Origin of the sequence: Mucilaginibacter pankratovii (genome assembly GCF_014773265.1) — a bacterium.
GTDB lineage: Bacteria > Bacteroidota > Bacteroidia > Sphingobacteriales > Sphingobacteriaceae > Mucilaginibacter > Mucilaginibacter pankratovii.
In genome coordinates, this window is record NZ_JACWMY010000006.1 from 327,091 (window position 1) to 348,852 (window position 21,762).

18 protein-coding genes are annotated in these 21,762 nt (G+C 43.9%); 15 read left to right on the forward strand and 3 right to left on the reverse strand.

The genetic code is table 11. From position 1 onward, the window contains the following. Positions 1 to 43: 43 nt before the first annotated feature. The 6 genes from IDJ77_RS14080 to IDJ77_RS14105 all read left to right on the forward strand — a co-directional run bounded on the left by IDJ77_RS14080 (position 44) and on the right by IDJ77_RS14105 (position 8,027). Positions 44 to 679: a polysaccharide deacetylase family protein gene (locus IDJ77_RS14080; RefSeq protein WP_191189599.1), complete on the forward strand. Its 636-nt coding sequence runs from the start codon at positions 44 to 46 to the stop codon at positions 677 to 679. Between the two features lie 207 nt (positions 680 to 886). Then, a complete protein-coding gene (locus tag IDJ77_RS14085; protein ID WP_191189600.1) occupies positions 887 to 1,720 on the forward strand; it encodes an alpha/beta hydrolase in 834 nt (277 codons plus the stop codon). A gap of 76 nt (positions 1,721 to 1,796) precedes the next feature. Then, positions 1,797 to 2,906, forward strand: coding sequence for a PQQ-dependent sugar dehydrogenase (locus IDJ77_RS14090; protein WP_191189601.1), 1,110 nt, complete (start codon positions 1,797 to 1,799; stop codon positions 2,904 to 2,906). A gap of 340 nt (positions 2,907 to 3,246) precedes the next feature. Beyond that, on the forward strand, positions 3,247 to 5,514 hold the full coding sequence (locus IDJ77_RS14095; protein ID WP_191189602.1) for an aconitate hydratase: 2,268 nt from the start codon (positions 3,247 to 3,249) through the stop codon (positions 5,512 to 5,514). A 185-nt stretch (positions 5,515 to 5,699) separates the two neighbouring features. Continuing rightward, positions 5,700 to 7,019, forward strand: a complete 1,320-nt coding sequence (locus tag IDJ77_RS14100) for a V-type ATP synthase subunit I domain-containing protein (protein WP_191189603.1) — start codon at positions 5,700 to 5,702, stop codon at positions 7,017 to 7,019. A gap of 189 nt (positions 7,020 to 7,208) precedes the next feature. After that, positions 7,209 to 8,027, forward strand: a complete 819-nt coding sequence (locus IDJ77_RS14105; RefSeq protein WP_191189604.1) for a glycine-rich domain-containing protein — start codon at positions 7,209 to 7,211, stop codon at positions 8,025 to 8,027. 305 nt (positions 8,028 to 8,332) lie between these two features. On the opposite strand, the gene uvrA is transcribed toward IDJ77_RS14105, so the two are convergent. Beyond that, positions 8,333 to 11,326, reverse strand: coding sequence for an excinuclease ABC subunit UvrA (gene uvrA, locus IDJ77_RS14110; RefSeq protein ID WP_191189605.1), 2,994 nt, complete (start codon positions 11,324 to 11,326; stop codon positions 8,333 to 8,335). Positions 11,327 to 11,756: 430 nt separating this feature from the next. Here uvrA and IDJ77_RS14115 point away from each other — a divergent pair, with 430 nt between their 5' ends. The 4 genes from IDJ77_RS14115 (at position 11,757) to IDJ77_RS14130 (ending at position 15,328) form a co-directional block, all read left to right on the forward strand. Next, positions 11,757 to 12,341, forward strand: a complete 585-nt coding sequence (locus IDJ77_RS14115; RefSeq protein ID WP_128532494.1) for an RNA polymerase sigma factor — start codon at positions 11,757 to 11,759, stop codon at positions 12,339 to 12,341. Between the two features lie 664 nt (positions 12,342 to 13,005). Next, complete coding sequence (nth, locus tag IDJ77_RS14120) at positions 13,006 to 13,764, forward strand: endonuclease III (RefSeq protein ID WP_191189606.1); 759 nt, start codon at positions 13,006 to 13,008, stop codon at positions 13,762 to 13,764. Between the two features lie 136 nt (positions 13,765 to 13,900). Further along, a complete protein-coding gene (gene recA / locus IDJ77_RS14125; protein WP_191189607.1) occupies positions 13,901 to 14,908 on the forward strand; it encodes a recombinase RecA in 1,008 nt (335 codons plus the stop codon). A gap of 168 nt (positions 14,909 to 15,076) precedes the next feature. Continuing rightward, complete coding sequence (locus tag IDJ77_RS14130) at positions 15,077 to 15,328, forward strand: hypothetical protein (RefSeq protein ID WP_191189608.1); 252 nt, start codon at positions 15,077 to 15,079, stop codon at positions 15,326 to 15,328. A gap of 29 nt (positions 15,329 to 15,357) precedes the next feature. Here the strand turns inward: IDJ77_RS14130 and IDJ77_RS14135 are convergent, their stop codons facing one another. Then, positions 15,358 to 15,825 carry a DUF4293 domain-containing protein gene (locus tag IDJ77_RS14135; protein WP_191189609.1) on the reverse strand — a complete coding sequence of 156 codons (468 nt, stop codon included), beginning with the start codon at positions 15,823 to 15,825 and terminating at the stop codon, positions 15,358 to 15,360. A gap of 431 nt (positions 15,826 to 16,256) precedes the next feature. On the opposite strand from IDJ77_RS14135, the gene truA reads away from it, so the two are divergent. Beyond that, a complete protein-coding gene (gene truA, locus IDJ77_RS14140) occupies positions 16,257 to 17,045 on the forward strand; it encodes a tRNA pseudouridine(38-40) synthase TruA (protein WP_191189610.1) in 789 nt (262 codons plus the stop codon). Between the two features lie 148 nt (positions 17,046 to 17,193). Next, positions 17,194 to 18,948 carry an ABC transporter ATP-binding protein gene (locus IDJ77_RS14145; protein ID WP_224751102.1) on the forward strand — a complete coding sequence of 585 codons (1,755 nt, stop codon included), beginning with the start codon at positions 17,194 to 17,196 and terminating at the stop codon, positions 18,946 to 18,948. 1 nt (position 18,949) lies between these two features. On the opposite strand, the gene IDJ77_RS14150 is transcribed toward IDJ77_RS14145, so the two are convergent. Then, complete coding sequence (locus IDJ77_RS14150; RefSeq protein ID WP_191189612.1) at positions 18,950 to 19,201, reverse strand: hypothetical protein; 252 nt, start codon at positions 19,199 to 19,201, stop codon at positions 18,950 to 18,952. A gap of 450 nt (positions 19,202 to 19,651) precedes the next feature. Between IDJ77_RS14150 and IDJ77_RS14155 the strand changes: the two genes are divergently transcribed. The 3 genes from IDJ77_RS14155 (at position 19,652) to IDJ77_RS14165 (ending at position 21,671) form a co-directional block, all read left to right on the forward strand. Next, positions 19,652 to 20,530 (forward strand): cell division protein FtsX, encoded by an 879-nt coding sequence (locus tag IDJ77_RS14155; protein WP_191189613.1) that lies wholly within the window; start codon positions 19,652 to 19,654, stop codon positions 20,528 to 20,530. A gap of 77 nt (positions 20,531 to 20,607) precedes the next feature. After that, positions 20,608 to 20,880, forward strand: coding sequence for a DUF3098 domain-containing protein (locus IDJ77_RS14160; RefSeq protein ID WP_191189614.1), 273 nt, complete (start codon positions 20,608 to 20,610; stop codon positions 20,878 to 20,880). Further along, positions 20,877 to 21,671: an undecaprenyl-diphosphate phosphatase gene (locus IDJ77_RS14165; protein WP_191189615.1), complete on the forward strand. Its 795-nt coding sequence runs from the start codon at positions 20,877 to 20,879 to the stop codon at positions 21,669 to 21,671. Before IDJ77_RS14160 ends, IDJ77_RS14165 begins: the two co-directional genes overlap by 4 nt. Positions 21,672 to 21,762: the final 91 nt, after the last annotated feature.

Below are 21,762 nucleotides of genomic sequence, written 5' to 3' on the forward strand. Positions count from 1 at the left end.
TTTTTGTTTGTTAAAATATGGAACGATCTAACCTGTTTTGCGCATGTACCTGGTAAAAACTCCCCGGCTCCTTAAATGGTTATATCCTAACCTGGTATGGGATGCCGCGCCCGGTGCCCGCTGTATTTATTTGACTTTTGACGACGGCCCTATACCCATTGTTACACCATTTGTGTTAAATATTTTAAAACAGTATAATGCCAGGGCAACTTTTTTTTGCATTGGCGATAATATCAGCAAACACCCCGATGTGTTTGATGAAGTAAAAAACGCCGGGCACGCCATCGGGAACCATACTTACAATCATTTAAAAGGCTGGGATACGGATAATGAAGTATACCTTAATAATTTTCTGCGGGCTGATAAATTGGTGCAGTCTAACCTTTTCCGTCCTCCATACGGAAGAATAAAAAGGGCGCAAATAGCATTGCTGAAGCAAACACAACCCGCGCTGGAAATTGTGATGTGGGATGTACTGAGCGGCGATTTCGACGTAAACCTTAAACCCGAAGCCTGCCTTAAAAATGTGCTAAAGTATACCGAAGCCGGGTCGGTAGTGGTGTTTCATGATAGTTTAAAAGCTTTCGACAGGCTGCAGTATGTACTACCGCGGGCAATGGAGCATTGGAGTAAGCTGGGGTACACATTTAGTGCCCTAAGCCCAATATCATTAAGGTAATAAACAGATATTTTCAATATCGAATAATGAATTTCGAATGCCCAACACCGAAGTTTTTACTTCATTATTCGATATTGGATATTCGGTGTTCGATATTAAACTCGTCACAAAGAATTTATGTGTTTAAACTTTGTTCGGGCTGTTCGCGCTACATGCCGAACGCGAACAAGAGGACAGGAAATCACCAATTATTTTATACCTTTCGCCATGCAGTACAAATTATCTAAAATAATACTGAGTTTATTAGTCTTGCTTTCCACCCAAAACCTACGGGCGCAGCAGGTGGATAATGCAGACACTTCCCGCATTATCGTAAGCAGCATAAAAATGCCGCAATTGGGCAGGGAGCGTACCATAAGGGTTTACTTGCCTGCCGGTTACAACTCATCTAATAAAAAATACCCCGTTTTATACATGCACGACGGGCAAAACATCTTTACCGGTAATACCAGTTTTGCCGGCAGCTGGCTGGTAGATTCTACCGCGAAAACTTTCCCTTTAAATAAGCAGGTAATTATTGTAGGCATAGATAACAGCGGCAAATACCGTATGGCCGAATACAACGCTTACGAAAGCAAGTACGCCAAACCGGAGGGCGATGCGTATGCGGATTTTATTGTAAAAACACTTAAGCCGTATATCGACAGCCTTTATCGCACAAAAAGAGAAGCTAAACACACCGCCATAGCAGGCAGCTCGATGGGCGGGCTGATATCCATGTATGCTGCTGTAAAATACCCGGATGTATTTGGTACGGCCAGTGTTTTTTCCCCATCGTTTTGGATAGCGCCAAAGTTATATACGCTGGTGGCGAACACAAAAATGAATACCAAACAACGCTATTTCCTATCCTGCGGTGATAAGGAAGGTGACAAAGATGACAACGAAGCAGGTGATGTTATTAAAATGGATTCGATTTTGGTAAGCAAGGGCTTTAGTCGGAAAAACGTGCCGGCACCTTTGATCATTAAAGGCGGTAAACATAACGAAGCACAGTGGAAAGCCTCTTTTAAATCCTTTTACGCCTGGCTTGTTAATTAAAGGGTTCAGCTTACTGCAACAAATCAACTAAATCCTTGTTATTCAGTTACCAGCCCCGGTATAAACTTTCAAGGATATGAGAAAATGGATTGCAGCTGCAATATTTGCCCTGGGCATATTTTGCTTCATTAACTGTAAAAAGAATTCAACCACCACGCCACCCATTGAGCCGGGCGACGCTACACTTACCGATGTCGTGCTTACCCAGAACCTCAACTTCCCATGGGAAATACTTTGGGGGCCCGATAACATGCTTTGGATAACCGAACGCGGTGGTAAAATAAGCAGGGTTAACCCGGCAGACGGTTCTGTAACACCTGTAATTACCATCAGCGAAGTAGTATCCAATGGCGAAGGTGGCTTATTAGGCATGGTGCTGCACCCCGATTTTGCAACTACGCCCGAAGTATTTGTAGCCTATAATTATAACAAGGCGGGCGTCTACACCAAAAAGATAGTGAAGTTTACCTATAATGGCACTACGCTTATTAACCCCGTGGTTCTGCTGGATAATATCCCTGCATCAAATATCCATAATGGTACCCGCCTGGCCATATCGCCGGATAAAAAGCTTTTTATCACCAGTGGCGATGCATCGGTATCATCACGTGCGCAGGACAAAACAAACCCCGCCGGTAAAATCCAGCGCATCAATTTGGATGGCAGCATCCCTGCCGATAACCCGGTAGCAGGTAGCTCGCTTTGGACGTTTGGGCACCGCAACCCACAAGGCTTGGTGTTTGTGGGCGACAGGCTCTATAGCTCCGAACACGGCCAGAGTACCGACGACGAAATAAACATCATCCAAAAAAACCGCAACTTTGGCTGGCCAAATATCGAGGGTTTTTGCAACACCTCCTCAGAGCAAACCTTCTGCGCCGCTAATAATGTTGCTGAGCCCATCTTTGCCTGGTCGCCTACCATCGCCCCATCCGGCATAGACTATTATAATAATGATGCCATCCCACAATGGAAGAACTCACTGCTGCTTGCTGTGCTGAAAGACTCGGAATTGCTGCAACTCAAATTAAACGCCGCCGGCGATAAAGTTGAGGTAGTGAACACCTTTTATAAAGGTACCTATGGCCGCATGCGCGATGTGGCTATATCGCCGCAGGGTGTGGTTTATATTATTACGAGTAATGGCGGGGGAGCAGATAAGATCATCAAAGTGAGTAAGGAGTAAGCGATACGAAGTATAATCCCTTGCATCACGCTTTTTCGTTACAAGCTGTTTGCAAAAAGTTTACAAAAGTTTACACTTTTCAATGTAAACTTTATTTAAGTATTTGATAATCAGTATTTTAATTAAATAAGAGGGTTTACACTTTTTAGCAAAGGTCTGCAATTTTGTTCGCTGATATTTAGCTCAATATTATTGAAGGATAAGGGCTCTTATTTATATCGCATCTAAATAGCATTTGGACAATGGCTTGACTGTGAATAAAGTTTATAATTTGTAAATTCGCCGCTAACCAGCGGAAACGAATGGTTATCCCGTTTTACCCACTAAAAAATCAAACATTATGGCTTTTGATTTAGACATGATCAAAAAAGTTTATGATCGCTACAGCACCCGTATTGCGGCTGCACGTACAGCGACCGGTAAACATCTTACTCTTACAGAAAAAATATTATACGCTCACCTTTCCGAAGGCGATGCTAAAAAAGCTTTTGAACGCGGTACCGACTACGTTGATTTTGCACCAGACCGCGTAGCCATGCAGGATGCTACGGCGCAGATGGCCCTTTTGCAGTTTATGCAAGCCGGTCGCCCGCAGGTTGCTGTGCCATCAACCGTACATTGCGATCACCTGATACAGGCAAAGGTTGGCGCTATTGAAGATCTGAGCACTGCTGTTGATATCAATAAAGAAGTTTACGATTTCCTTTCTTCGGTATCTGATAAATATGGTATCGGTTTCTGGAAAGCCGGTGCGGGTATCATCCACCAGGTAGTGTTAGAAAACTACGCTTTCCCGGGTGGTATGATGATAGGTACCGATTCACACACCCCTAACGCGGGTGGTTTGGGTATGGTTGCTATTGGTGTTGGCGGTGCCGATGCCTGCGATGTAATGGCAGGTTTACCATGGGAGCTAAAATTCCCTAAACTCATCGGTGTTAAATTAACCGGTAAGTTATCGGGCTGGGCTTCAGCTAAAGACGTTATTTTGAAAGTTGCAGGTATCCTTACTGTAAAAGGTGGTACCGGCGCTATTGTTGAATATTTTGGCGAAGGTGCACGTTCACTTTCTGCTACCGGTAAAGGTACCATCTGTAATATGGGTGCCGAAATTGGTGCAACCACATCTATCTTCGGTTACGACGAAAAGATCGCTACCTACTTAAGCGGTACTTCGCGTGCAGAAGTTGCTGAACTGGCAAACGCCGTTAAAGAACACTTAACAGGTGATGACGAAGTTTACGCTAACCCGGCTGCTTATTTCGACCAGGTTATCGAGATCAACTTATCGGAATTGGAACCACATATCAACGGTCCCTTCACACCGGATCTGGCATGGCCTATCTCTAAATTCGCTACCGCTGTTCGCGAGAACAACTGGCCGGTTGAACTGGAAGTTGGCTTGATAGGTTCTTGTACCAACTCATCTTATGAGGATATTACCCGTTCGGCTTCTATCGCCAAACAGGCTATCGATAAAAACCTGCAAACTAAGGCAGAATTCACCATTACTCCGGGTTCGGAACTGGTGCGTTATACCGTAGAGCGCGATGGTTACTTAGGTACCTTCGAGAGCATGGGCGGTGTGGTATTGGCAAATGCCTGCGGTCCGTGTATCGGCCAGTGGGCTCGTCATACTGATGATCCAACCCGCAAAAACTCAATCATTACATCGTTCAACCGTAACTTTGCAAAACGCCAGGACGGTAACCCTAACACACACGCGTTTGTTGCATCGCCGGAAATTGTAACCGCAATGGTTATTGCCGGTGACCTTACCTTTAACCCGCTTACCGATACCTTAACTAATAAGGATGGCGAGCAGGTGATGCTGGACGAGCCACTGGGTATAGAAATGCCTGTACGTGGTTACGCGGTAGAAGATGCAGGTTACCAGGCACCAGCCGAAGACGGCAGCCAGGTAGAAGTTAAGGTTAGTCCAACTTCTGCACGTTTGCAATTGTTAGATCCATTCTCTGCATGGGAAGGTACCGACATCACCGGCTTAAAGCTGTTGATCAAAGCAAAAGGCAAATGTACTACCGATCATATTTCGATGGCCGGCCCATGGTTGAAATTCCGCGGCCACCTGGATAATATATCAAACAATATGCTTATAGGTGCCATCAACTACTTTAACCTGAATGCTGATAGCGTTAAAAACCAGCTGACAGGCGAATACGGCCCGGTACCTGCTACCCAGCGCGATTACAAGGCAAACGGTATAGGCAGTATAGTAGTGGGCGACGAGAACTACGGTGAAGGTTCATCACGCGAGCACGCCGCAATGGAGCCGCGCCACTTAGGTGTACGTGTTATATTGGTGAAATCATTCGCCCGTATTCACGAAACCAACCTGAAGAAACAAGGTATGCTGGGCATCACCTTTGCCGATAGCAACGACTACGATAAAATTCAGGAAGACGACGTTATCGACGTAACAGGTTTAACCACCTTCGCGCCGGGCCACCAGTTAACCGTGGTATTGCACCACGCGGATGGTACCAGCGAAAGCTTCCAGGTGAACCATACCTACAACGCACAACAAATTGAGTGGTTTAAAGCAGGCGGTGCCCTAAACATCATCCGCAGGCAAATGGCTTCTTAATTTTAGATATTAGAATTACGATTTTAGATTAAGCCTTCCCAATTGGGGAGGCTTTTTTATTAAGTTGAGAAGTTTGATTTTTATTGAAAATTGTACAGTAGATGGGCATCCATACTTTTGCTTCTTTTTTGATAATGGTGTAATGGTTTCATTGTTTAGTTGAAAAGTGAAGCCTACATTTACTTATGAGCTTTTATCAACCAAACCAAATTAATAGTAGTGCTTTATGTGTTCTCCGAAAGAAGGATAACGGTGAATTGATCATAACTTATGAACCTCTGGTAAGTCCAATACCTGAAGCTATAACGCAACTTGAAAATATCTTACGACATACAAGACAGGACCAGGCAAAAGCTGTTTTTGAAACTATACTAAATGACGATGTTTTAAAAATAATTTTTGGTCCAAGAAGCAGTTTCTGCGATAATCTTTGGGAACCTTGGCAGGAAGACAATTCAAAATTACGACTGGAGCAGATATTTGACAGTAAATATGTAGACAAGGTACAGCATCTGAAAATGGCAATTTTAGCTCATAAATTGCATCATACCTATCATAAATGTAGACAAGATGAAGGAGTACTTGCTTATTCACATAGATTGATTGGCTGGAAAACATTCCCACATCAAATTGATGCGAATTTCAACGTGGAATTTGTTAGCAATTTCGGGTTCGGCAATTCTACTTTCTTTTGTATAAAACTTAGCTATAAAGGAGTCGATATATTGCCCTTAACACATTGGATTCGATACAGAATAGTTAACAAAGAGGAAATTATTAGGTGTACTCAAACATATAATCCGCAGAATGAAAATTGGTATAAGGCAATAGATTACGTTAAGGCAGCGTGTAACATGTTTAGGCAAAGTGAATCGCGATTTGTAAATTACTATTTACTTGGAGAGTGTAGTCGGTTGGTAGAGGGGCTTAAAAGTATTGCAACTAAATCTACGTTCGAATTTATCACATCCGGTTATCACTTTGTCGTTGCAAAAGAAACGAAAACTCTCTCGGGGGATGAACTAATTGCTTATCGTGCTGATAGAATTTCAGGTAGTTTAGCGTTTATTGAACATATTAATAGTCTTCGATACATTCGAGATATAAATGCAATTGTTCAAGAAATAGAGAAATTGAATCATCAGATAAAGCCTGTCATTGAAAGAGCCAGGGAACGATTGGAATCGCTTTTAGAATTGAAAACGCGGCGAATGAAAGGATTTAAAATACTCCACTATGAATTACATGAGGAGAACACAGCGTATTACAATAAACGGCAGCTAATGCAAAAGGAGCTATTTCAACAAAAAATATTTTCTTCTGAAATTTTGGATAATACTTTTGCCGAGCGCTATCCCGAGTATAATGGATTTGAAATCAAGTATAAAAAAAACAGCAAAGATTACTGCGAATTGAGCGATGAAATAAATGAAATCGAGCGGTACATTCAACAATATAACGAGAGTTTGAAAGCAATTAAAAATTACTTCGATTCACTTGATTAAACTAACGTTTGGTCTGAAAAAACGATTGAGTTTTTCAAATGCCAATGCTCTCATTGCACGATAGAATAATTAAATTCTTACCAAAGATTCCCTTAATATTAACCAGTAGAAAAATAACAATTACTTAACATTTAATTCACCCAAGCTATCTTCTTTCTCATTAGCTTTAGCTAATTTATACATACAATAATGACGAAAGAAGAAATTACATTATGGCAAAAAATTGAAGCGTTCCGGCTGGATGACCCGGATGCGGGCTTCCAGTTTTCTGCCAGGCTCGCCAGGGAGAATGGCTGGAGCCACGGTTACACACTCCGGGTGATTGAAGAATACAAGAAATTTATTTTTATGTGCTGCATCACCGAAACCGGCGTAACCCCGTCCGACCCGGTGGACCAGGTATGGCACCTGCACTTAACCTTTACCCGTTCCTACTGGGTTGATCTTTGCAGGGACACCATTGGGAAGGAGATCCATCACAACCCTACCAAAGGCGGCGCTCAGGAAGCGAAGAAGTTCGATAGGTTTTACACCTCATCGCAAACGCTTTATATTGATAAATTCGGTATGGCGCCGCCGGAGGATATCTGGCATAATAACCAGCAGCGTTTCTCGGATATCGATTTTCAGCGGGTGAATGTTGGTCGGTACTGGTTGATTAGAAAGCCGAAGATCTCAACCGCAAGACTAACGTTTTTGATGCTATTGGTGGCCTGCACTACTTTTATACAGGCATCTTTTGGTGCACCGTTGCTGATGCTTGGTATTGTAGCAGTTGTGGTTTTTGGTGTTTACAAATGGGAATCGAACCCTAATAAAGGAAAAGACAATAAGGATGGAAGCGGCAGTGGTTGCAGCACTGCAGGGTGCGGCGGCGACTTTGGCTCCTCTCATCACGGAGGGCACCATGGAGGCCACGACGGCGGGCATGGGGGAGATAGCGGGCACAGCGGCTGCTCGGGATGCTCTTCCTCTGGTTGCAGTGGCTGCGGCGGAGGTGGCGATTAACCCTTGATTATTCTTTTATTTTTTTCTGCCTGTGCTTGGCAGAGTATTTAGATGCCCGCTAAGGGCAATTTTTTTGTCCGGTCTTTTTCAACAATAACGCCATACCGATATTTCGCCTTTCAGATCATGCCGCCTACCGTCGGTTAAAACCGACGGCAATGAAGGTAGTTTGGCATTTAAAACACCTTCATTGCCGTCCCATTCATGGGACGGATAGCTTGCAAAGCTGTTGTTTATGTGGCGACTTTTACGATGAGGTGCCGAAAAGATTTCAGCATGACGACTGACGATAATATTCGTCTATATTAAACAAACCGCTCCTTCAAAAACTCCCCGGTAAAGCTATCCGCTTTTTTGATTAAATCTTCCGGTATTCCTTCAAATACCACGTTACCGCCACGGTTCCCACCTTCGGGACCGATATCTACCACCCAATCGGCACATTTTATCACATCCATATTGTGTTCAATCACAATAATGGTATTGCCGTGGTCTAAAAGCGCGTCGAAAGATTTCAGGAGCTTTTTAATGTCGGCAAAGTGCAGGCCGGTTGTCGGTTCATCAAAAATGAACAGGGTTTTATGCGTATTGTTGCCTTTCACCAGGAAGGAAGCCAGCTTGATACGCTGCGCCTCGCCGCCGGATAGGGTATTGCTGGATTGCCCCAACTGCACATAACCCAAGCCAACATCAACCAATGGTTTTATCTTGGCCAGGATCTTAGGCTCTTTGGCGAAGAACTCCAAAGCCTCATCGATAGTGAGCTCTAATACCTCGGATACGTTCTTTTCATTATAGGTAACGTCCAGAATATGTTGTTTAAAGCGTTTGCCGTTGCAGGCCTCGCAGGTGAGAAAAATATCAGCCATAAACTGCATCTCTATCTTCACCTCGCCTTCGCCCTGGCAAACATCGCAGCGGCCACCCTCCACGTTAAAGGAGAATGCGGATGGTTTTAATCCTGCTGCTTTGGCAACAGGTAAGGCAGCGTACAGGTTACGGATCTCGTCCCAGGCTTTTACATAAGTAACCGGGTTAGAGCGCGACGAGCGGCCGATAGGATTCTGGTCCACCAGTTCCACCTGCTCAATTTTTGCGTAATCGCCCTCTATGCTATCAAAGCTGCCGGTTTGCTCACCGTTATAGTTCCCTAATATTTTCTGCAGAGCAGGAGCAAGCACCCGTTTAACCAAACTGGTTTTACCCGAGCCTGAGACCCCCGTTACTACGGTAAGCACACCCAGGGGGAATTTGGCGTCCACATGGTTTAGATTATTCTCGCGTGCGCCTTTTATTTCAATATAATCGTTCCATTTACGGCGCTGAGCGGGGATGGCGATAGCTTCGCGGCCACTCAGGTATTTCCCGGTAAGGCTATTATCGTCTACTATGATTTGCTCATAAGTACCGGTGAATATTAAATTACCGCCATGTGTACCGGCTTCGGGGCCGATATCGATGATATGGTCGGCAGCTTTCATGATCTCTTCTTCATGCTCTACCACCAAAACGGTGTTGCCTACATCACGAAGCGATTTTAATACACCAACCAAACGCTGGGTATCGCGGGGGTGCAAGCCAATGCTGGGCTCATCCAATACATATACCGATCCTACCAAACTGCTCCCCAACGAAGTAGCCAGGTTAATACGCTGCGATTCACCGCCCGAAAGGGTGTTTGATAAACGGTTAAGCGTTAAATAACTTAAGCCCACATCATTTAAAAATTGCAGGCGGTTTACGATCTCTAACAGCAGGCGTTTACCTATTTTAACATCGGTAGGGTTGAGGTTAAGGCTACTGAAAAATGCCAGCGCGGTATCCAAAGGCATCAGCACCACATCGGTGATGGATTTACTATCCACCTTAACGTATGATGCGTCTTTACGCAAACGGCTGCCCTTACACTCCGGACAGGTAGTTTTGCCCCTGTATCGCGATAGCAGAACCCGGTACTGGATCTTATAGGTTTGCTCCTCCATTTCTTTAAAAAAGGCATCTAACCCCTGGAAGTATTGGTTACCCGTCCAAAGCAAGCGTTGTTGCTCTTCGGTGAGTTGATTGTATTGGCGATGGATAGGGAAATCAAACTTCAGCGAGCTTTTTACCAGCTTATCGTTCCATTCGCGCATTTTTTCGCCGCGCCAGGGGGCAATAGCGCCCTCGTAAACGGTTTTACTCTTATCCGGGATAACAAGGTCCTCATCAATGCCAATAACCTTACCATAACCCTCGCAACGTTTACACGCCCCATAAGGGTTATTAAAGCTAAAGAAGTTTGGTGATGGCTCTTCAAAGCGCATATCGTCCAGCTCAAAGCGGTCGCAAAAGAAACGTTCGTTCTCTACATTTTCAGAAATCCTCTCCTCTGGAGAGGATTTAGGTGAGGCTTCTTCCGGGAGCTTATACCGTACATAGCAATCGCCTTTACCTTCAAAAAACGCGGTTTGGATACTATCGCCCAGGCGGCTCACGGTTTCGTCCTCGTCGTTTTTGGTGATCCGGTCTATTACAATGCGTACCGGCAAATTATGCGTGGTGAGCGACATATTGCGCGCGGTTTCCACGCTCTCGGCCTGTACCCGGTCGGCCTCTGCCTTAGCATCCGCCTCAGCCTTGGCTTTTTTGGTGGTTTTAGCTTTTGGCTTTACGTCTTCCTCTTCGGTTACTATCAGCAAATTATTATCTACGGTTTCGTCCTCCAATAAAGCTTCGATTCGCGATAGCTGGCCTTTATATTCCACACGGATAAAACCTTTTTGCATCAGCACCGCAAGCTCTTCCTTAAGGCTGCGGTTATTATGCGGGTGCAGCGGACACAGGATGGTTACCTGCGTATCCAGCGGCAAAGTCATGATGAAATTGATCACGTCGGTAACGCTGTCCTTTTTTACAATACCGCCCGATATGGGCGAAATGGTTTTGCCAATGCGCGAGAACAGCAGTTTAAGGTAATCGTAGATCTCGGTACTGGTACCCACGGTTGAGCGCGGGTTGCTGGTAATTACCTTTTGCTCTATAGCTATCGCCGGGGCTATACCTTTAATATAGTCAACATCCGGCTTATTCATCCGGCCCAAAAACTGGCGCGCGTAACTGCTCAGGCTTTCTACATACCTGCGCTGCCCTTCAGCATACAGGGTATCAAAAGCCAGCGAGGATTTACCCGAGCCCGACATGCCCGTGATAACCACCAGCTTGTTTTTAGGGATGGCCACATCCATATTTTTTAGGTTGTGTACCCGTGCCCCTTTTATGATGATATGTTTCTGCGGATCTTTTTCGGCTTCTTTGATCATTGTTATTTGTTCATAGTTGATGGTTCATGGATGATAGAAAAGAGCTGAAATTTAGTTGACGGGCTATTAAACCATCATGAAAATCAGCGTCTAAACAATAATACTAAAGAGCCACTAACTGAGTTTTTCGGGACTATGAATCATGATGGATGAACCATGATTCTGTCCCAACCGCAAAAATCCTAAAATATTTAGCTTTTTGCAAGCGGGTTTAAGAATAGTAGGCAGAATAAATGAATACTTGCAATATACTGACACGTAAACTTTATGATGCAGGCATGACAATGCCACCTCTAAAAAATATTTGTTTTTATTTTGAAGATTATTATATTTGAGGGTAACATTTTTTAACCCCTAAAAGAAACGCTATAGATAGAACTCTACTTGTAATAACGACAAAACATTTAATTTAGTTTATTAGTAGCTTTCTATGGATTTTCAATTGAAAAGTGATCAGGATCTAATCCATCTTTATATCGCCGGTGACGAAGCAGGGCTTGTTGAGCTCATCCGGAGGTACCAATCAAAAATTTATACTTCTATTTACCTGCTCGTTAAAGACGAAGCATTGGCCGAAGATATTTTCCAGGACACGTTTATTAAGGTTATTAATACGCTAAAAGCCGGCAAGTATAATGAGGAGGGCAAGTTTTTACCATGGGTAACCCGTATTGGGCACAACCTGGTGATAGACCATTTCCGCCGCGAAAAACGCGCGCCTATGGTAAGCAACGGAGACGACTTTGATATTTTTGAAGTATTGGGTAACTACGACGAAAGCGCGGAAGACCGCCTGGTGCGCGAGCAAACGCACAAGGATTTAAAATCCCTAATACAACTGCTGCCATCCGAGCAAAAGGAAGTATTGATCATGCGCCACTTTGGCGATATGAGCTTTAAAGAAATTGCCGATGTAACCGATGTAAGCATCAACACCGCCCTTGGCCGTATGCGCTACGCGCTTAATAATCTGCGCAAAATGATGCAGACTAAAGAGCTGAGTTTGAAGAATTAGGGCAGAGGTTGGTTGAATAGAGGTTAGAGATCAGGGAAAAATGCATTTAAGCCGCTCCGTTTAGGGGTGGCTTTTTCTTTTTTATACGGTGAAATATCCTGCAAATTACTGCGTTTTATTTGTGTCGGTTAAACACAATGACTGTGTGCTTAGGTAAACATTATCAGGCGGTTAAGTAAGTGAAAAAAATTTCATTTAATTTTCATCTTCGTAAAATATTCGGGTTTAACTGTCGTTATTTATCTAAACAAAAAAATAGCTTATGGGTGAAACCTTTACAACAAATTTCTACGCGGTCACTAACAAAACTCAGATGAAAGAGTCAGGAACACTTGAAAATCTGGATGCGGACTCAGTGATATTCTATCACTCTATCCATGCCGAATTGGATCTTCTGAAAAAGAAGCCAAAACTACAAACCATCCACCAGATACTTGATTACTCCAAGAGTTTACGTTAGGTACTACGCACCCCCGAAACTGGTTCATAGATCATACATATTGGCAAGGCCGATAGTTTGATTTATGAACCTTTCTATTTTTAAAGAAGTTCATGGGTCATAGTTGATAGTTCATGGTGAAATTCATTTTAGCTATTGCGAATATTTATGGATTTTTGCCAAAATGGTTCTTACTATTATCTATGAACCATCAACCATGAACTAATGCTAAAAGCCGAACGCTACCGCCATTTCGTTGAATATTTTTCTAAGAACCAGCCCGATGCAGTAACCGAGCTGCATTACGACAACCCGTATCAATTGCTGGTAGCGGTTATATTATCCGCCCAATGCACCGATAAGCGCATCAACCAGGTTACGCCTAAGTTATTCGAGCGCTTCCCGGATGCTGCGGCTTTAGCTGCTTCTGATGCGGATGAGATTTTCACTTACATTCGTAGTGTAAGCTATCCCAACAATAAGGCAAAACACCTGGCAGGCATGGGGAAAATGCTGACGGAAGTCTTCTGCGGCGAGGTGCCTTCGGATTTAGACGACCTGCAGAAAATGCCGGGAGTTGGCCGCAAAACGGCTAACGTAATTGCCTCGGTAGTTTTTGATGCGCCAGCGATTGCGGTAGATACCCACGTTTTTAGGGTGGCCAACCGGCTGGGGCTTGTTCGTGCCAGCACGCCATTGGCGGTTGAAAAACAATTAGTGAAAAACCTGCCGGAAAACACGCTGGCCATAGCGCACCACTGGCTAATATTGCACGGGCGCTACATCTGCGTGGCCCGCACGCCCAAATGCGAGATCTGCCCGCTTACCTGGTTTTGTAAATACTATGCGCAGCAAAATACCGAAACAGCGCTGTTAAAAGCCGAAGCCTTAAAATTCCGAAAATCAAAAGACGCTAAAAAGAAGAAGATACAGAAGGCGATAGTGAAGGAATTGGTAAAGCGCAGTGTTGATAAAGATATTTGATAGGGCACGCTTAGTTAAGTAATTTCAAGCAATCCGGACAGGGAATAACCAAGCCTAAAATAAATTAAAATAATTACTAAAAAAATTAGCAAATAATAAAGATGTTATTTATATTTGTTTCACGAAAAAAATAGAGATGAGCAATACAGATAAAATGAAGGCACTGCAGCTTACCCTTGATAAGCTGGAAAAATCTTACGGTAAAGGCACCATTATGAAGTTGGGCGAACAAGCTATCGAGCCAACAGAAGTAATATCAACAGGCTCATTGGGTCTTGATATCGCTTTGGGTGTAGGCGGCTTGCCAAAAGGCAGGGTGATAGAAATTTACGGTCCGGAATCTTCGGGTAAAACAACCCTGGCCATTCACGCTATTGCCGAATCGCAAAAGAAAGGCGGCATTGCTGCATTTATTGATGCGGAGCACGCTTTCGACAGGTTTTACGCCAAAAAATTGGGTGTTGATGTAGAGAACCTGCTGATCTCTCAACCAGACAATGGTGAGCAGGCGCTGGAAATTGCTGATAACCTGATTCGCTCGGGCGCTATTGATATATTAGTGATCGACTCTGTTGCTGCATTGGTTCCAAAAGCCGAGATAGAAGGCGAAATGGGCGACTCTAAAATGGGTTTGCACGCCAGGTTAATGTCTCAGGCATTGCGTAAGTTAACAGGTACCATCAGCAAAACCGGGTGTTGCTGTATCTTTATCAACCAGCTGCGCGATAAAATTGGAGTTATGTTTGGTAACCCCGAAACAACTACAGGTGGTAACGCTTTAAAATTCTACGCTTCGGTACGTTTGGATGTACGCCGCATCTCGCAAATTAAAGATACCGACGAGGTATCTGGTAACCGCGTTAAGGTGAAGATAGTGAAGAACAAAGTAGCTCCGCCATTCCGTATAGCCGAGTTTGATATTATGTTTGGCGAAGGTATTTCCAAAGCCGGCGAAATTATCGATTTAGGCGTAGAATATAACATTATCAAAAAGGCAGGCTCATGGTTTAGCTATGGCGATACCCGCCTTGGCCAGGGCCGCGACGCGGTTAAGCAATTGATATTGGATAACCCGGAACTGATGGAAGAACTGGAAGTTAAGATTAAAGCAACCGTAACCGGCGATAGCCTGGCGGAAGTTTAGATTTTTAAAATTCCCTCCCTTGGGAGGGGTGCAGATGGGACGAGCGCAAAGGCAGGGAGGGGTTTAGCCACCATGCAATAAGCTAATGCCAGCGATGTTATAAGAAGAACGAGCTTTCCAATTGGAAGGCTCGCTCTGTTTCCCATATATATTTAGTCGGATTTTATAATGGATGCAGATAGATTAAGGATTGAGCTATTTCATATAATAAGGCAGGCAAATGACGACCAACTAAGAGATTTGAATGTGCTCATTACCGATTATTTTAATTTAAACAAAAATAATGCGGAAGAATGGGACACAATGCCGCAGTTTTTGAAGGATCGTATTAACGAAGGCCTCAGACAGGCAGAAGCCGGATTAGGGAAGCCTCTTTATAAAGTTATGGAAGACATACGAACCAAATACGGTTTGTACTGATATCCGAAATCTCAAATCGAAATCCGAAATTAACGAAGCCTATCAGCCGACCTCACCAATTTCTCATCTCTTTGTATCGCTTTAAACGCAAAAATAATGAGGATGATGCTGAGTGAAGTTAGAAATAGGCCAACGCCCATATTCTGATACTCAAGAGTAATGGCACCTACAACTGCTTTAACGGTTTGCGCCATCCAGAAGCTGTAGCCTATTAAGGCCAGTATAGCTATATAGCAGAAATTTATTTGCTTTTTACGGTTCTTATACATAAAAATAACAGCCAGCGGAGCTAAGGCTATAATGGCAGTTACGGCAGTTAAGGCGGTAAAATTTTCGATATGTTTTTCTTGTCCGTTTACAATTTCATAAACGCCGGTAACGGTTACATTAACCAGTTTGCCTTCTGCATAAATATTATGGGCAAGCGGGAACAGGAACAGCCCGAACATGACAACAGACGCGGCAAGGAGGTATATACTTTGTATTCTTTGTAGCATTTTTTTTAATTAAGAGAAGCAAAGATATATCTTTTAATAAATGCTGATATAGTTTATTGTGCAGCATCTTTTTATTTTACAATATTTACATTTATAAAAACATTGGCATGGGCTTTATAGCATTGGTGGCTTTTTTAGTTTACTCGCATTTAGGGTATAGGCTTAAGCGTAACCCGGTAGCCTGGGGATTTATTGGACTGGGAGTACTAATTTCTCTCCCTTTAGTAGGTAGCCCCTTTTTATTAGTCGCAAATTCACCTGGCACAAACTTAGTTTATTGGACGACTGTAACCTTGTTCAGTATTGTTTTTACAATTGCTGTTGCTATTTACATCGCCTACCGGAACAAATTGATATTTAACAAAACCAACCATAGCAGTTAATCACTCCGGGCACTGCCTACATAACAGTAGTTTTATACCTTTGTCCCCGTGGCAACTACTCAACGCTATTTTCTCGAACTCGCTTACGATGGTACTAAATACCACGGCTGGCAGGTGCAGCAAAATGCCGTGAGTGTGCAGGAATTACTGAACAAAGCGCTATCCACTTTATTGCGCCAGCCGATAGAAACCACCGGATGCGGCAGAACCGATACAGGTGTACATGCAAAAGAATATTTTGCGCATTTAGATGTGGAATTGCCCGATGATGATGCGGAGAATGCAAATCAAAAGTTCGCCCTTCAGGGGGTTAGGGGGTTAAACGCCCTGCTTCCGCACGATGTCGCCATCAAAAACATCATCCCTGTGCACCCGGAGGCTCATGCCCGTTTTGATGCCACACTGCGCTCTTACGAATATCATATCCATTTTGAGAAGAACCCTTTTTTAAACGGTTATTCGTGGCTGCTGCGCGACAGGCCAAACCTGGAGCTGATGAACGAGGCTGCAACTATTATCATGGAATATTCAGATTTTAGCTGTTTCAGCAAATCGAATACGCAGGTTAAAACCAATAATTGTAAAATTGTAAAAGCGGTTTGGGAACAAACCGAAAAAGGCATTGTATTTAAAATATCTGCCGACCGCTTTTTACGTAATATGGTAAGGGCGATTGTAGGTACGCTTTTATCGGTAGGCAAAGGCGAAATGCCGCCGGAGGGTATCCGCGACATCATCCAAAGCAAAAACCGCAGTAAGGCCGGCACAAGTGTACCCGCATGCGGCTTATATTTAACGGAGGTGAAGTATAGTTACTTAGCCCCCCCAGCCCCCTGAAGGGGGAACAGAATTTAAATAGATTATTAGCTAAATGGCAAAGGAATCAAAAGATAGCAATTCAAAAGCTCCTCCGTTAGCCAACGGAGGCGGGGGGGGCTCGGCCGTTACCGGTAAGGCTTTCGATTGGCATTTGCTTAAGCGGATCATGCATTATGTAAAACCGTATAGGTCGGTTTTCGTGATAGCGGCGTTCCTCACTATTTTTTTGGCCGTTATTGCTTTGATCCAGCCCATATTGATCCAGCTCACACTGGATAAGTACATCCTCGCCAACAACTATCATGGCTTGGTGTTTATGGTAGAGCTGATGATCGGGCAGCTCATCATCCAAACCATTGCGCAGTACTACCAAACCTATTTAACCAACTCGCTGGGCCAGTCGGTTATTCGCGACTTGCGGAAGGATGTTTTTAACCACATTACCAGCCTGCGCCTGAAATATTTCGACCGTACACCTATCGGGATGCTCATCACCCGTACGGTGTCTGACCTGGAAACCATTGCCGATATCTTCTCGGAAGGGCTCATCTCCATTATGGGCGACATGTTACTGGTATTCGCCGTTATCGGCTACATGCTTTGGCAGGACTGGAAACTGGCACTCATCACGCTCATCCCGATGCCCTTCCTGTTTGCTTCTACCTATGTGTTTAAGGAAGCTATTAAATCTTCCTTCCAGGAGGTGCGCACACAGGTGGCACAGTTAAATACTTTCCTTGCAGAGCACATCAGCGGGATAAGTATTATCCAGTACTTCTCGCGTGAGGAACAGGAAATGCGCAAGTTTAAAGCGGTTAACCTTAAATACCGCGATGCCAATATTCGCTCTAACTGGTACTACTCTATCTTTTTCCCGGTGGTGGAGATTTTGTTTGCCGTTTGTATGGCTTTACTGGTTTGGTACGGCTGTAAACGGATCCTGAACGACCAGCAAATGCATGCCATATCTGCCGCCGAGGGTGGCATTACCCCAGGGCTAATTACAAGCTTTATCGTACTGCTTAACATGCTGTTCCGCCCCATTCGGCAACTGGCAGATAAATTCAATACCCTGCAAATGGGCATGGTAGGGGCCGACAGGATCTTTAAAGTGCTGGATACCGACGAAGTGGCGATAGACGATGGTAAACTCGCTCCGCCGGCATTACAAGGCGATATCGAATTTAAGAACGTTTGGTTTGCTTATAACGACGAGAACTGGGTATTGAAAAACATCAACTTCCACATTAAGCCCGGCGAAACGCTGGCATTGGTAGGGGCAACGGGTGCCGGGAAATCATCGACTATCAACATCCTCAACCGTTTTTACGATATCGGTAAAGGTACGGTAACGGTGGATGGGCACGACATCCGCGAATACAAGGTGGATTACCTGCGCTCGAAAATTGCAACGGTGATACAGGATGTGTTTTTGTTTACCGATACCATTGGCAACAACATCAGCCTCAACAATACCGAAATAACCCGTGAGGAAATTATCGCGGCAGCAAAAGATGTAGGCGCGCATGAATTTATAGAGCGCTTACCCGGCGGTTATGATTATAATGTAATGGAACGCGGTGCTACGCTGTCGGCGGGGCAGGCGCAGCTCATTTCGTTTATCAGAGCGCTGGTTTATAACCCGGCGATATTGGTTTTGGATGAGGCCACGTCATCGGTTGATACCGAAACGGAACTGCTGATACAAACCGCCATTAACAAACTGATGCAGGGGCGCACAGCAATTGTAATAGCCCATCGTTTATCTACCATACAAAATGCTGATAAGATCATCGTTTTAGATCATGGCGAAATTATGGAAAGCGGCACCCACCAGGAGTTGCTGCGCATAGAGAATGGCTATTACCGCAAACTGTACGATCTTCAATTCAACTCGGCAGGGATAGCAAAGCCAATTTGAGCTATTTTGATTCCAGCCTGCGGGCATCATTGGCAGCTGTATCCGGCTGGTCTTCTTTAGGCGCGTCTTTAACAGACTGCACAGGTTGTTCCCGGTTTTCATAATTTTTAGCCACATTTTCCTGCTGCGGCTCGTCGGCATGATATTGTTTATCGCTGTCTTTTACAACGCTTTTATGCCCTTCGTCGTTTGGCCTGTTGGTAGGCGTATCCGATGGGGAGGGTTTATCGTGGTCGTTAGCTGGAGTTGTCATACATGATTAACATCGCTACTTTTAATTTGTTGACAGATGATAAATGATTTATTTGGTGTGGCTCCAGCGTTAAGGATTGCAGCGGATACCGGCCTTGTGGCTAATGCCTGTGCAGTATGAGCGGAAAGCCTGGCCCGAAGGGAACGCCATAATATTCTGAACCATGATTCGCTTGATTGAAGGATTCTGTGATTCGTAAAGCATCAAGAAATCCTCTAATCCTATAAATCAGGGTTCAGAAAAAAAAAACTGTTCAATCCTTCAATCCAAATCCTGTTCATTCTTGTCAATCGCTCAATCGTTTCCCTTCGTGTAGTTAATAATTGTTAATTATCCCGCATAAACTTTTACCTTTAGGGCAGGTTTGTTATTTTCGCAAACTATAAGAATTGATGTAGATGGAGGCTATCTCATATCTCACGTCTCAAATCTCATATCTAAGAAGGGCACATGGAAGAATTTGAAGCAAGCGAATCGGCAAAGAAAACCAAAACGATATACATATCTACCGTTTTTGGTATTGCTATGGTTTTATTGATGATAGGGCTGCTGGGGCTAATATTAGTAAAGGCAAACAACCTGTCGCGCTATGTAAAAGAAAACATCGTGCTTAATATTTTTATGGACGATGCCGCCCACGAAACCGACGTGCTGCAATTTCAAAAACAGCTGGATGGCAACCCAATGGTTAAGCAAACCCAGTATGTGAGTAAAGAGTTGGCGGCCCGCAATCTGCAAAAAGACCTGGGCGAGGATTTTGTAAAATTCCTGGGGTATAACCCGCTATCACAATCGCTGGATGTATACCTGAAAGCCGACTATGCCAATAATTCAGGTATCGATAAATTTAAGGCCGAACTGATGAAAAACCCACTGGTAAAAGAGGTAAAATACCAGCAATCGCTGGTTGACCAAATGAACCAGAACCTTAAATCCATCATATTGGTGATCCTCGCCTTCGCCGCCATATTTGTGGTGCTGTCGGTAGCGTTGATCAACAATACCATCAGATTGGCTATCTACTCGCAAAGGTTTCTCATCAAATCGATGCAATTGGTTGGGGCTACCAAGGGTTTTATCCGCAAGCCGTTTTTGCTTTACGGCATCTGGCATGGCTTATTAGGCGGCTTAATTGCTGTGTTGATACTGATAGGTACCCTTTACCTGGCCTACCAGCAAATTCCCGACTTGGTGATCCTGCGTAACTACACCGAGTTTGGCATCGTATTTTTAGGTGTTATCGGTATTGGGGTTATCATGTCGGCAGTGAGTACTTACCTGGCAGTAAACAAATTCTTACGTTTAAAAATATACGATTTATATAGGTAGTTCACTGGTTCATTTGTTCAATAGTTCATTGGTAATATCTACTAAATAATAATTAAAAAACTCAATAAGTAAAATATATGGCATTGCAATCTAAACCGGCCGGCCCGGTTAAAACAGCACCCAAACCAGCGGCGCTGCAAACCACCACCCCGGCCCAGTTTGTGTTCGGAAAAGAAAACTACCGTTGGTTAATTATCAGCATAGCTGTAGTAGCTTTTGGTTTTGTGCTGATGAGCGGCACTACTGATATTTACAGCACTACAAAAATTGTTATTGCGCCAATAGTTGTATTGGCAGGCTTTGGTTTAGGTTTTTACGCGATCCTGAAAAAGCCGGCCGATAAAGTATGAATTTAATACAAGTAATTGTCCTGGCGATAATAGAAGGCATCACCGAGTTTTTGCCTATTTCTTCCACCGGGCACATGATCATCGCTTCGTCGGTGATGGGCATCCAAAGCAACGATTTTGTAAAGCTGTTTACCGTGGCCATCCAATTGGGTGCAATCCTGTCGGTAGTAGTGTTGTACTGGAAGCGCTTTTTTCAAACCCTCGATTTTTATTACAAACTATTTGTTGCCTTTTTACCGGCTGCGGTATTTGGCCTGCTATTCAGCAAAAAGATAGATGAGTTGATGGAAAGCGCGCTAACCGTAGGCATCACCTTATTTATTGGCGGTGTTATTTTATTATTTGTTGATAAATGGTTTAACAACTCCGACACTAAAGAAGAGAAGGAGATCAGCTACCTTACGGCGCTTAAGATCGGTTTCTTCCAGTGCTTATCTATGATACCCGGTACTTCGCGCTCTGCCGCAACTATTGTGGGCGGTATGTCGCAAAAGCTAAGCCGCAAGGCTGCGGCGGAATTTTCGTTCTTTTTGGCGGTACCAACCATGTTTGCCGCAACCGCAAAAAAGTTGTATGATTTTGTTAAAGATGGTCACGTTTTTACCGGCGAGGAAATAAAGCTACTGGCGATAGGTAACGTTATTGCTTTTATTGTTGCGTTATTGGCAATTAAAACCTTTATTACCTTTTTAGAGAAACGGGGCTTCCAGTTATTTGGCTGGTACCGAATTTTGGTAGGAGGGGTTATTATTATCCTATTCCTGACGGGCCATAATTTGGAGGTGATTTAAACAATATTCTTCACACGATACAAAATAGCGATGCGCCGAAAGCCATCGCTATTTCTGTTTGCAAGAGGCGGGTTTTTAGTGGGCTTACTAC